General features: G+C 72.5%; 7 protein-coding genes. 3 read left to right on the top strand and 4 right to left on the bottom strand.

Going from position 1 to position 12,399, the window contains the following annotated elements; genetic code table 11:
- Positions 1-59: 59 nt before the first annotated feature.
- The 3 genes from ACGF5C_RS09190 to ACGF5C_RS09180 all read left to right on the top strand — a co-directional run bounded on the left by ACGF5C_RS09190 (position 60) and on the right by ACGF5C_RS09180 (position 2,125).
- On the top strand, positions 60-518 hold the full coding sequence (locus ACGF5C_RS09190; RefSeq protein WP_393298685.1) for a hypothetical protein: 459 nt from the start codon (positions 60-62) through the stop codon (positions 516-518).
- A 16-nt stretch (positions 519-534) separates the two neighbouring features.
- On the top strand, positions 535-1,308 hold the full coding sequence (locus ACGF5C_RS09185; RefSeq protein WP_393298682.1) for a hypothetical protein: 774 nt from the start codon (positions 535-537) through the stop codon (positions 1,306-1,308).
- An 88-nt stretch (positions 1,309-1,396) separates the two neighbouring features.
- On the top strand, positions 1,397-2,125 hold the full coding sequence (locus ACGF5C_RS09180) for an HD domain-containing protein (RefSeq protein WP_393298679.1): 729 nt from the start codon (positions 1,397-1,399) through the stop codon (positions 2,123-2,125).
- A 28-nt stretch (positions 2,126-2,153) separates the two neighbouring features.
- Here the strand turns inward: ACGF5C_RS09180 and ACGF5C_RS09175 are convergent, their stop codons facing one another.
- Genes ACGF5C_RS09175 through ACGF5C_RS09160 form a run of 4 tightly spaced genes read right to left on the bottom strand, consistent with a single transcriptional unit; the run spans position 2,154 to position 12,095 of the window.
- Complete coding sequence (locus ACGF5C_RS09175) at positions 2,154-4,286, bottom strand: DEAD/DEAH box helicase (RefSeq protein WP_393298676.1); 2,133 nt, start codon at positions 4,284-4,286, stop codon at positions 2,154-2,156.
- Positions 4,287-4,297: 11 nt separating this feature from the next.
- On the bottom strand, positions 4,298-5,611 hold the full coding sequence (gene brxD, locus ACGF5C_RS09170; protein WP_393298673.1) for a BREX system ATP-binding protein BrxD: 1,314 nt from the start codon (positions 5,609-5,611) through the stop codon (positions 4,298-4,300).
- Entirely contained in the window at positions 5,608-8,349 is a 2,742-nt protein-coding gene (pglZ, locus tag ACGF5C_RS09165; protein WP_393298670.1) for a BREX-2 system phosphatase PglZ, read from the bottom strand. Before pglZ ends, brxD begins: the two co-directional genes overlap by 4 nt.
- Positions 8,346-12,095: a hypothetical protein gene (locus tag ACGF5C_RS09160; protein WP_393298667.1), complete on the bottom strand. Its 3,750-nt coding sequence runs from the start codon at positions 12,093-12,095 to the stop codon at positions 8,346-8,348. Before ACGF5C_RS09160 ends, pglZ begins: the two co-directional genes overlap by 4 nt.
- Positions 12,096-12,399: the final 304 nt, after the last annotated feature.

Raw genomic sequence — 12,399 nt, 5'->3', positions numbered from 1 at the left:
ATCATCAGGCTCAGCGCGAAGGTGCCTCATGACGGCACGCAGCGTAGCGGAGTGCCGGCATGAGCGGCGGGCAGAAGGCGCTGCTCGCGGAGCTGGGCGTGCTGCTGGTGGCGTTGTTCGCGGTCGCCGTCGGCGCCGGCCGGGACGACACGGGCGACCCCGGCGCCCGCTCGGGGCTGGTGGAGCGGCTCGGCCGGATCGGCGGCGAGCGCGCCGCGGTGGACCCGGCGACGGTGCGCGCCGACTGCGCCGAGGCCGGCCGGCTGGTCTTCGCGGGCGGCTGCGTGCTGCGCGTGGCCGACCCGGGCGGGCTGCGGACGCTGGTCCTGCGCAGCGCGGCCCCGTTCACGGTGGAGGCGCCGGCGCCCGGGGAGGCCGAGTTCACCGTCCGCGACGAGGTCACGCCGGCCGCCGACGGCACCGGGGCGGTCGCCCGGATCGCCGTCGACCGCGCCACCGACGTGCTGCTGAGCTGCCCCGGCGTCGGCACCTGCGCCGTCACGATCACCACGTCCTGACCACGAGAGGCCCGACATGGGTGAGCTGCGCAAGCCGTTCCTGCTGCTGGCGATGCTCGCCGTCGGCCTGGCGCTCGGCGTCGAGATCGGCGCCGGGCTGCTCGTCGGCGGCGGCGACGCCGGCGCGGCGCTGCGGGACAGCGCCGGGGCGCTGGGCGTGGAGGTCGCCGGCGTGTCCGGGGTCAGCGAGCCGTCCGGCCGGGGCATCGGCTACCTGGCGCTGCTCGACGCAGTCGCGGTCTGGACCACCGGGCTGTTCTGCCTGAGCCTGGTGTTGCCGGACCGGGTCCAGGGCCGGGTGCAGGGCGTCGCGACGCTGGTCTTCTCGATCGTGCTGATCGTCGTGGCGTTCGTCGCGCTGCTGGTCGCCTTCGTCGAGCTGACCGTCATGGTGTCGCTGTTCCTGGCGCCGCCGTTCGGCACGCTGGCCTACCTGGCCCTGTGGGGGTTCTTCCCGGTCGGCGACGCCTCGGTCCTGCTCGGGCTGGTGCTGCTGCTCAAGCTCGCCTGGGCCGGGCTGCTCGTGGCGGCCCAACCCCGATTCTTGCAGAACAAGGGCCTGGTGCTGCTCGCCCTCACCACGCTGCTGTGCACCGTCGTGCTGGAGTTCCTGCACCGGCTGGTGCCGGTGATCCTGGTCAGCGTCGTCGACGACCTCGGGGCGCTGGTCTTCGCCGTCGTCGCCCTCGTCTGGGCGCTGGTGCTGCTGATCGGCTCGATCCCGGCCATCGTCAAGGCGGTCCGGGTCACCGGCGCCGCCGCCGAACGCTCCGGCGACGTCCGGGCCTGAGCGCGCCGCCGGCTCGTGCGCGGGGCGGTGCGTCGGGTGGCCGACGCCAGGGACCCGCGACATGGTGAAGATCGGCTATAAGTGGCGCATGGAATTTCCCGCCTACCTGGCCACCATGCCGATGCACGCGATCACCGAGATCCACGGCGAGCCCGGCCTGTTGGCCCGGTTCCGGCTGGAGCTGCGCGCGTTCGACGAGGCCGCCCGGGAGCGGCTCACCGAGGCCCTCGACCTGGCCGCCGAGCTGCACCGCGACGACCGGCGGGTACGCGAGCCCTACCTGAACCACCTGCTGCGGGTGGCGATCCGGATGATGCACCACTACCAGGTCCGCGACGTCGACGTGATCGTGGCCGGCCTGCTGCACGACGCGGTCGAGGACCACCCCGACGAGCTGGCCGGCGAGCACGCCGGCGACGACGCCACCGCCGCCGCGCTGGCCGTCCTGGCCGAGCGGTTCGGCCCGCGCGTGGCCCGCCTGGTCGGCGCGGTCACCAACCCGGCGTACGACCCGGGGCGCGACAAGCACGTGCAGTACCGGGAGCACGTGGCGGCCAGCCTGGCCCGGGAGCCGTGGGCGCGGGTCATCAAGATCTCCGACTTCACCGACAACGGGGTGGGCGTCATCCACACCGTCGGACCGAAGGTGGCCTCGTCGGCGGCGAAGTACCGGCCGCTGGTGCCGGTCTACCGGGACCTCGTCACCCGGCCGGACACCCCGCTGTCGGCGCCGGTGAAGCGGCACATCCTCGACCAGCTCGACCTGGCCGAGGAGCGCTTCAGCGCCATCCTCGACCAACCGGTCCACCCGAACTGACCGATTCCGCAGCTCGATGTGGTCGAGGTCAGTCCGACAAGTACACAGTCCGGGTGGGTTCGGCGAGCACCGTGCGTGCCGCCGGCAGGTCGGCCAGCCGCGCGGCCAGGGTCGCCACCGCCAGGCGTTCGGGCAAGGCGGCGCTGAACTTGAGCCCGGCGAGGGCCTTCTCGGTGATGTCCGGCAGGCAGACCCGCTCGACGGCGTCGGCCATGGCCGCCCGCACCATGTGTCGGTCGAGGTCGGGTCGCAGCCGGATCGAGGCGTCGTCGTACCGCTGGGTCGGGTCCGCGATCTCGCTGAGTGTGGCAATCAGGGTGGCGTTGGCCCGGAAACCGGCCCACGTCCACCACTTCATCTCGCCGTCGGCGTCGCGGGCGACGACCGTGCCGCCTGGATGGACGAGGGACGTGGCCTCCTCCCGCAACTGGCCGAGCCTGGTGCTGGCCCGGCCGGTGAGGGCGACCGGCGGGTCGGCGCCGAGGAGCACGTCGCGGATCGACCGGACCATCCGGTACGACAGCCCCTGCGGCGACCCGCCGGTCATCCAGAGCGCCTTGCCGCCGCCGTCGGCGGGCTCCACGAAGCAGCGCCGGCGCTTCCAGTCGATGTAGGTGACCCGCCAACTGCGCCCGGCGAGCAGCAGCAACCGGGGACCCTGCACCTTCGCGGTGAGCAGCGCCGGATCGGTCCGGCCGATCTCGGTGCGACCGGAGAGCACGGTGAACTGGGGCGGGGCGGTGAACACCGCCAGCATGTCCATGAAGTGCCGGCGACCGAACCGCAGCTCCGCCTCCGGCCCGATGAAGAGCATCCCGGAGTCGACGTCGAGGTAACCGCGGTCGACGAGGTGCCGCACGATCACCTCGGCAGTCTTGTCGAAGGGCGCCAGGCCGTTCCACTCCCCCGGCCACACCTGGTCGCCGACGCGGTGCCGCTGCAGCGACAGCGCGAGCATCTGCTGGGCCACGATGTGTCGGGGCTCCGGTGGCGGCACGACGGCCTCGACCCAGCCCTGCGACCAGAGGTGGAGCAGCCCGGCGGCATGCAGCAGCCCCTCACCGTCCAGCGCGAGGAAGAGGCAGTTCCGGCTGCTGCCGGGCCGTCGCCCGGTCCGGCCGATCCGCTGCAGGAAGGCGGCGACGGTGCGCGGGGCGTCGATCTGGATGACCCGGTCGAGGTCGCCCACGTCGATGCCCAGTTCGAGGGTGCTGGTGGCGACGATGACGCAGTCCCGCTCCTGCGCGAACGCCTCCTCGGCCCGCCGACGCTCGTCGACGGACAGCGAGGCGTGGGAGAGGAACGTCGTCACGTCGAGCGCCCGCAGCCGCTGGCCGAGTTCCTCCACCAGGGCGCGCGAGTCGCAGAACACCAGCCGCTTCTCGCCCCGATGCAGGGCCGCGATCACCTTGGCCGCGTTGTGCACGGACCCGACGTAGTCCAACTCGACCTCACCGGCGGGAGCCGGTGCCCCCGTCGTGGCGCCGGCCGGCGCGCCGATGTCGGGCGCCACCACTCGCGCCGGTCGCTGGCCGCGACCGGAGCCCTGCAGCCAGCCCAGCAGCTCGTCGGGATTTCCCACCGTCGCGGACAGCCCGACCCGCTGCACCGGGCGACCGGCCACCCGGGAGAGGCGCTCCAGGACGGCCAGCAGGTGCCAGCCCCGGTCGTCGCCGGCGAACGCGTGCACCTCGTCGACCACGATCGCCCGCAGGTGCCCGAAGAACTCGTCGTGGTCAACCGCAGTGCTGACCAGCATCGACTCCAGGGACTCCGGCGTCGTGAGCAGGACCTCCGGCCGCTCCCGGAGGATCGTCCGGCGCCGGCCCATGGTCACGTCGCCGTGCCAGAGCGCGGCGCGGCGGCCCAGCCAGCCGGTGTAGGTCTCGAGGCGGGGCAGGAGGTTGTTGAGCAGTGCCTTCAGCGGGCAGACGTAGAGCACGGAGGTGCCCGACCAGTTCTCCTCCGCCATCCGCGACAACAGCGGGAACACCGCCGCCTCGGTCTTGCCGCCAGCGGTGGGCGCGAGAAGCAGGGCGTCCTCGCCGTCCAGGAGCGGTCGCACGGCGGCATCCTGCAGGGGCCGCAGCGCCGGCCACTGCAACGTGTTGACCACGTGGTGCAACACGACCGGATGCAGCAGGTCGGCACCACTCGTCATGACGAACGTCCCTACAGCTCGAGCGCGACCGCGTCGGCGCTGCTCGCGTTGCGCTCAACGTCGGTCATCTCGGCGGCGGTGAGGGTCGGCGCGTAGTGCTGGCGGGGGTCGAACTCGGGGAACTGGTCCACCCGGTCGAGCACCTCCCCCACCAACTTCTTGAGGAACAGGCGCGGGACCACCCCGACCTTGCCGCCCAGCCCGCCGGCAACCGCGCGGGCCAGGTCGCCGAGATACCCGCCGTCGACCAGTCGGTGGACCCGTTCCGGGGCCAGCGACCCGTCGGCGTAGAGGTCGCGCACCCGCCCGCCCAGCTCCACCAGGGAGTCGACGGTGAAGCCGGGCAGTCGGATCTGCACCGCACGCGGGTTGTCGAACCGGGCGTCGGTGGCGAAGTCGACGGCGAGCCGCTGCGCCAGCGGTGCGAGCCGCTGGACGCCCTGCGGCCCCTCGTAGAAGGCCGGGGTGCCCGTGATGACCAGGTACAGCCCGGGGAATCGACCCGAGTGCACCTCGTCGATGAGCTGCCGCAGGGCGTTGAGGGCTTTGTCCCGGGCGTCGGAGCGGACGCGTTGCAGCGTCTCCACCTCGTCGAGCACGAGCAGCAGGCCGGGGTGGCCGCTGTCGCGCAGCACGGCGAGCAGCCCCTGCAGGAAGCTCAGCGCGGCGAAGTGGTCCAGGTCCCCCTTGACGCCGGCCACCCGGCGGGCGGCGGCGGCGACGTGCGGCTGGCCGCCGAGCCAGGCGAGCACGGCGTCGGCCGTCGCCGGGTCGCCGTCCAGGGTGGCCCGGCGGTAGCCGCGCAGGGCGGCGGCGAAGGCGGGCGCGCTGCGGCTCACGGCGGCGAGCCGCTGGTCCAGCAGCGCGGCGACCGCCCGGTCGAGGGCGTCGGCGTCGTCGGGCGCGACGTCTCCGGCTGCGAGGACGTCCTCCTCTAGGGCGTAGAACCAACCGTCGACGATTGGCCGCAGCGCGCTCGGCGGGAACGTCGAGGTGCTCAGCCGCTCGGTCAGGCGCCGGTAGACGGTCTCCAGCTTGTGCAGCGGGGTCTCGTTCTCCGAGATCTGCACCTCGGCGGTGGCGAGGTTGGCGCGTCGGGCGCGTTCGGCGATCCACCGGGTGAAGAACGTCTTGCCGGAGCCGTACTCGCCGCGGACGGCCTTGAAGACGGAGCCGCCGGCGGCGACGGTGTCGAGATCCTCGCCGATCGCGGCGCCGAACCGGTGGAGCCCGACCGCGAACAGGTCGAGGCCTGCGGAGGGCACGGCGCCCCGCCGTAGGGCGTCGATGACCTCTCGGCGCCGGGCCGGGCTGACACCGCTCACGGGGCACTCCCGGGCAGGCGGAACTGCTCGCGCAGCAGCCGCAGGTCCAGCCGGACCGTGCGGCCGTTGTCGGCCAGCGAGAGCACCGGGTAGTTGTCGACGTTGAAGATCCGCTGCAGGGCGTTGACGAATCCGGTCGCGCGGGCCGGCACCTCGCCGGCCCGCTGGGCCAGCACCGCCGCCGGCAGCACGCCCTTGGCGTCGACCAACGCGCGCATCGCCGCCTCGATCTTCCGCTGATCCACCCGGCGCGGCGTCAGGCCGTGCTGTGCCTCGAACAACTCCGTGGCGAGGAGCGCGGCCACCAGGTCGCCGTCGCCGGCCGCCGGCGCCGCCACGGTCGCGGTCGTCGCCTCCGGTACGTCGAACAGCGCGTCCCCGGTGACAGCCGGAGCCTTCCGGCGTGGCTTGGGTGCCGGCACCGATGCCACGGGAACGGCCGGTGACGCGGCGGGTGCGATGGCACGCCACCACTCCGGTTCGCGGGCCTCGACGGGTGCCCAGCCGACCGGCGGCTCGGTCACGTTCGGCAGCAGGAAGGCCAGCAGCGGAATGGTGACCTCGGCGAGCGAGGCTCCGCCGTGGTAGCCCGCCTTGCTGGGCCGGTACCGCAGCAGCGGGTCCCACAACGCGATGATCCGCTTGCCGTCGGCTACGACGCGCGGGCCGGTCAGCTCGATCTCGCCCGGCCCAGCCGGGCCCGGGCCGGTCCTGTGCCGCGCCGAGGCGGCGTCGGCGGCCTTGACGTGCTGACCGCCCCGCTCCAGGACGTGCCCGTGGTCGCTGGTGACGACGATCGCCCGACCGGAGGACCGCGCCTGGTCGAGCAGGCTGCGCAGGAAGCCGATGTCGTCGAGCTGCCACCCGGCCTCGTCGCCCTCCCGGCCGTGGGCCAGCGACTCGTCCACCGTGTTGATCACCACGGCGACCACGGGTGCCGGCCCGGCCACCGCTGCCGCCAGCTCGCCGGCGAACACCTCGCCCGCGCGGCCCCGGGCCGGGCCCTTGTGGAAGATCCGCGAGCCCTTGCCCCAGTGGCCGTCGGCGAAGATCTTCTTCTCGTGCTCCTGGTTGCCGCTGCGCAGCGCACCGGCGAAGAGCGACGTGCGGGAGACGGCGGTCAGGGTGGGCAGCGCCGCCACGACGCCCCGCCGACTTCCCTCGCCAGCTCTGGCGAGCGGGTCGTACTCGACCCAGTGCTGGGACAGCTCGTCGGCGAGCTGCACCGCCACGGCGGCACTCATCCCGTCGAGGACGACGAGCAGCACCGGCCGGTCGGCGCGGATCATCGGCTCGACGACGCGCGGGAGAAGGTTCTCCACCGTGAGCAGACCGCCGTCGTTGCCCGGCCCGGCAGTCGCCCAGGCGCCGAGGCGACGAGCGAAGGCGCCGTCCAGTTCCCGGCGACGCGCCTGCGCACGATCGTGGATCTCCCGGAACGTCTCCTGCAGCTCCGGGTGGGCGTCCTCGCCGGCCCAGACGTGGTTGAGCGCCAGGTCGACCCAGCCCCACTCGGCGATCTGCCGATCCACCCCGTCCGCGACGCTCTCGGGCGGCGCCACGTCGGTGCCGAGCCAGCGGACGAGGCGCTGCGCCATCCGGATCCGCGTGATCCGCTCCGTCTCCGCCTCCGCCAGCCGGTGCTCGGCGAGGTGTTCGACCGCCGGCTCCAGCGCGGTGTCTGCCGCGTCCTGCAGCCCGGCGAGCAGGGCTCGGGCCGCAACACCGATCCGCTGGTTGAAGCCGGTGCGCAGGATCGGGCTGTGCCCGGCGCTGCCGGCCGCATTGAACTGGATGAGCAGTTCCTCGGCGCGATCGAGCACCGCGTGGCCCTGCCGCCGCGGTTCCTTTTTTGGCGCGACGAGCAGGCCGGTGGCCACTTGCACCGCCGCATCGGCGAAGCTCCGCACGGTCGCATCGTCGTTGAGGCTGCCGAAGTACTGGTCGACCCGGCCCTGGGCGCGTACCGCGTCGGCGCTGTCGGTGCTCCACAACGCGTCGCAGACCAGACCGAGCGGCAGGGCCTCCGTTCCGTGCCCGGCCGCGATCAGCGCGAACAGCGCCTTCGCCGGTCGACCGAACTGCTCCGCGAGCCACCGGGCCAGCCCGTCCTGCTCCTCGTCGCGCAGCAGCTCGTACGCCTCCACCGCGCCCGGTTGGGCGCTCCACCGCAGCAGCGCGGCGACGTCGAGGTCGTCCGGTCCCTCACCCCGCCGGTCGAGGCCGAGACGAACGGCGGCCAGGTGCCGCAGCGCGACGTCCCGGCTCAGCACGGCGGTGGCCAGCTTGGGCCAGCCCGCCGTCGGCATCGCGTCGAGCAACGCCACGCCGGCCCACGACTCCCGCTCCAGCGCGGTGTCCGGCAGCTGCGCGCCGAACGCGTCCACGACGAGGTCCCATGGCTCGACGGTGATGACCCGCTGCCGGAAGATCCGGCTCCGGACGCCGTGGTGCAGCACGGACTCTGGAATGTCGGTGAGCAGCACCAGCACCTCGTCGCCGCGGTCGGCGACGAGGTGCTCCCAGACGGCGAGGGGCGAAACGCACGGCGCGATCCGGGCCCGACGCTCGTCGGGCAGCAGCATCGTCGGATCGTGCGGCCACGCCGGTTCGGCGCGCACCACCATCACCGGGTACGCGTCACCGTTGCGGTGCCGGTCGAGCTGCTGCGCCACCTTCTGGCGCAACGCCGCCGGGCTGATCCGCAGCGCCTGTGCCGGAGCGGGTGCCTGAGTCACGACACGATTCTCCAGCTCACCTCGATCGTGGCGTCCGGGTGGCCCGCCGCGAAGGCGCGAAGCTTCTCGACCGCCCGGTCGACGTCGGCCGCCGGAACGGCGACCTCGCTCCTCGGGGCGACGACCGTGTCGCCGCCGCCCGGCTGGACCTTGTCACCGGGATCGCGGATCACGACGTCACGAGACCGGTCATCGATCAGCTCACGGCTGCGCGTCACTCGACGGATGAGCGTCACCGCGTCGGACTGTGCCCGGCGCAGGGCCGGGGACAGTGGGGCGGTCAGCTCGTCGGCCTGACCGACCCGGCGCAGCTCGGTGAGGATCGCCGTCGCCTCGGTGGCGAACGGTGCTCCGAGACCGCTGATGATCTCGAAGTTGTCCCAGGAAACGCCAGCCAGGTCGGCCGACACCTGGGCCGCGCTCTTGATGCTCTTCCCGGTCCGGTCGGCGGGCCCACCCAGCTCGGCCCCGGCGAGGCGCTCCACGGTGTCCACCGCCGATCGCGCGTTGGCCAGCCCCTCCAGCAGGTCTGCGGCGGCGCGGGCGGTGCCCAGTCGACCGCTGACCGACTCCTTGTCGATTCCCAGCCACTTCGCGTGCTGGTCGAGTCGGGCGACCAGCACGTGTGCCGCCTCGCGATACCGGTTCGCCTGGGTGGTCAGGTCGCGGCCGAACATCGCCACCAGCCGTCCCCGCCGCAAGGCGATCGGCTGGACGCCGAAGATGGCGGCGGAGCGGGCGCGTGCGGCGTCCCAGTCCTCCTGACTGGGCAGCCGCTCCTCGCGCAGGGTGTGATCCGCCGCGATCTTGCCGACCTCGGGGGCCGGGACGACCTCGCTGCCGTGGAGGTAGAAGGCGCGGTCGGTCTGCTCGGCGAAGGTGGCCACGACGAGCTGCGCCACGATCGGGTCGAGGCCGCGCGCCTGCGGCTCGTCGATCCAGCGCAGCAGGTCGGCCACCCGCAGCTCACCCTTGATGCCCTCGGTGGCGGCCTTGTGCTGGAAGTGCTGGGTCCACTGCCCCTCGATGACGAACGCCGCCTCGTGCATGGTGCCGAGCCCGAGCGGGTTGGCGATCCGGCGAAGCGTCTGCCGGTGGGCCCGCTCCACCTCGACGCGTCCCTCGGGCGACTCGACCGCCCGCCGGACGTGGTCGAGGACGACCTTGACCTCGGGCAGGCGTACGGCCTCGCCCTTACGGTCGGGATCGAAGTCCGGGTGGGCGGGGAACTGCTGGCTGAGCATCTGGTCGCCGAGGCTGCGCAGCGCGTCGTTGAAGGTGGCGCCCATGGGCAGCTTCGGCTCCAGGGCGCGGGTGAGCGACTGGAGGTGGTCGTCGAACCCGAGCTGCACGTCGGTGGGCTGCTTGCCGGCCAGCCCGTACGCCTGGCGCAGCACAGCCTGGATCTTGGCGATCAGGGCGCTGCGCTGGTTGGTCAGCGCGGCGTGCGCGCGGCGCCGGTCGTCGGGGTTGAGGTGCTCGGCGTGGCTGTCGAAGCGCTGGCCTTCGAGCAGCTTGTCGATGATGGCGAGCTTGCCCAGCTCGGTGCGCCGCTCGACCGTGAGGGCTGCCGGGATCCAGCAGACCGTCCGGGAACTCGTCCGACTGGTCAGCTCCTGCACCCGCTGCCGGTCGTCGGCCGGGCCGTGGCTGCCGTCGTCGAACGGATAGTCGATGATCATTCGCCAGCCGGCGGGGTCGTTCGGATGGAACGCCTCGTCCCGGATGTCGTGCGGGTCGCGGACGTTGCCGTAGACCAGCTCGATCGTGCGGCGGCTCCCCCGCCAGGTGAGACCCGCCTCCGCGAAGAACGAGTCGCTCCACGGCACGCCGAGCTGTTGCCAGAGCAGCCGCTGCACGAGGTGCTTGCGGGCACCCTCGTTGTCGTAGTGCTTGGCGGTGGCGAGCACGCTGTCGACGTCGACGCCGACCAGCTCCAACGAGACCACCGGGTCGTCGCCCTCGCCGATGCGGATCTCGGCGAACCGGCCCGCCCAGTCGGTGAGCTTGCGGCTGACCTGGGCGACCTCACCGCCCGGGATCGGGCTGGTGATGCTGCCGTGGTTGAGCGCGGACAGCCGCCGGGCGGTCAGGTTCCGCAGCGCCGGCACGCTGGGCGCGAGGGCCGCCAGCAGCAGCGTCTTGATCAGCCGGTCGTCGCCGGTGAAGGCTCGGATCCGGCCGGTCGTCTCGGCGGGCTGGGGGTCGCCGCGGCGCGCCGCGTCGAGGTCGTCGTCGGTGAGGTCGTACTGGCCGAGGAGGTAGGGGCGCAGCTTCAGGTCATAGAGCTTCTGGGCCATCTCGAACTCGGCCTTGAGCTTCTCGGTGAAGGGCTGGTCGCCGCCGCTGCTGATCACGTCGTAGAGGTCGCCGAGCGGCACGAGCTGCCCGAGGCGCAGCGTGTCGCGGCGGTCGACGAGCAGCTGCCGCATCAGCTTCAACGCGGTGCGGGAGCGCTGCAGGGCGCTGGAGACGTGGACGAGTGTGGAGAGGAACGCCGGGCTGAACGGGTACGTCGACCGGAAGGCGTCGATGTCGGCGCCGCTGCCCGAGTCGGTGCCGAGCAGGGTGTCGAAGACCTCCCGGCGTACCTTCGTGGTGGCGTCGAAGGCCCGGGCGATGGCCTCGCCGGCCGTGGTGTCGCGGGGTTTGAGCAGCCGGCGGCGGGCGATCTCCGGGAGGTTGCGGTCCTCCAGCTTGATCACGTCGAACCGGCCGCTGGCCAGGTTGAGGGTGTCCTGGTAGCTCAGCTCGTTGGCGCCCGTCACCTCCTCGCCGACGAGTTCGCGCAGATCGCGCTGCCGGGCGATGAAGCTGATCACCGGAATGGGCCGGCGGGTGTCGCCGCCCTCCACGAAGTTGGTGATCTTCTGGATCTCGCGGGAGACGAACTGCTGGTCGCCGATCGAGTTGGCCAGCCAGAGGATCAGCTCGTCGAGGAAGAGGATCAGGCCGTGGTAGCCGAGCTCCTTGGCGTGCCGGCTGATCTCGGTCAGGCCCCAGTCGAGCGAGACGAACGCCTCCGCGTCCTCGCGCGCGTTGCTGAAGAAGCCCTTGTTCCAGCTGGTCAGCAGGTCGTTGACCAGCTTGCGGCGCAGCTCGTCGTTGTACGCGCCGGCGAACGCCCGGTCGAGCCGCTCGGGCGTCCAGAAGGTCTCGCTCTCGCCCCACTCGTCCTCGACGTCCCCGCCGGGCAGACCGTCGATGAACTGCTTGTCGCCGATCTTCTCCCGCAGCGAGGCGGCCTGGTCCAGCAGCGCGTCGGTGCGGTGCACCGCCGGGATGGGCGCGCCGGGGTGCAGCGCGCGGACCCGGTCGACGTAGCCGCCGAGCACGCGCTGCTCCAGGGAGCGGGCGTCTAGCAGGTGGTAGGGCACCAGCAGGAACTTGCGGCCGTCCAGCCAGACGCTGTGCTTGGCGACCAGCGGCGCGAACTCGTCCCGCCCCCGGGCGGCTGACTCGCCGCGCAGCAACGCGTGCAGCACTGCCATGAAGTGCGACTTACCAGAGCCGAAGGAGCCGTGCAAGTAGGCGGCCTTCGACGCGTGCCCCTCGACCGCGGAGCGGATCAGCCCGAGCGCCTCGTCGAAGTTGCCGAGCAGCCGATCCGTGACGACGTAGTCACGAAGGGTGGCATCGGCGTCAGCGACGCTGTCGGCGAGCTTGAGCACGAAGTCGCTCGTGCTCGTGCGCTCCGGGATGTCGATGAACTCCCGGAGTAGCGGCGCGAGGCTGGGCGAAGACATGTTGCTTACCGTACCGATCGGCGCCGGCCACGTTGGAGCAGGCGCGCACCCTGAGCAAGAGGCTCGACCCCTTGGCCGGGTGCGGTGTAACCGGATAAAGCACTCAGTCAGCGCATGGCAGACAGGAACAGCCGATCATGGGGTGGACAGGCCCATACGCCACGCGGTAGGACATCAGTCGGGCCCACCCGCGTCGCACCCATCCCTCGCCCCCCGGCAGGGGTCGAAGCGTGCGTCACCCCCGCCCTTCTACGTGTGGGCCCTGCTCGGCATTCCCGGACACCAGCGGCAACGAAGAGGTTGG

It is taken from the genome of Micromonospora sp. NPDC047620, assembly GCF_043205005.1.
GTDB lineage: Bacteria > Actinomycetota > Actinomycetes > Mycobacteriales > Micromonosporaceae > Micromonospora.
Note: the sequence above shows the minus strand (reverse complement) of the source record. Positions and strands in the feature narration are given on the sequence as shown.

Coding starts and splice junctions, on each gene's coding strand:
- ACGF5C_RS09160 (WP_393298667.1), bottom strand. CDS start 12,095: ATGTCTTCGCCCAGCCTCGCGCCGCTACTCCGGGAGTTCATCGACATC.
- ACGF5C_RS09180 (WP_393298679.1), top strand. CDS start 1,397: ATGGAATTTCCCGCCTACCTGGCCACCATGCCGATGCACGCGATCACC.
- ACGF5C_RS09185 (WP_393298682.1), top strand. CDS start 535: ATGGGTGAGCTGCGCAAGCCGTTCCTGCTGCTGGCGATGCTCGCCGTC.
- ACGF5C_RS09175 (WP_393298676.1), bottom strand. CDS start 4,286: ATGACGAGTGGTGCCGACCTGCTGCATCCGGTCGTGTTGCACCACGTG.
- ACGF5C_RS09190 (WP_393298685.1), top strand. CDS start 60: ATGAGCGGCGGGCAGAAGGCGCTGCTCGCGGAGCTGGGCGTGCTGCTG.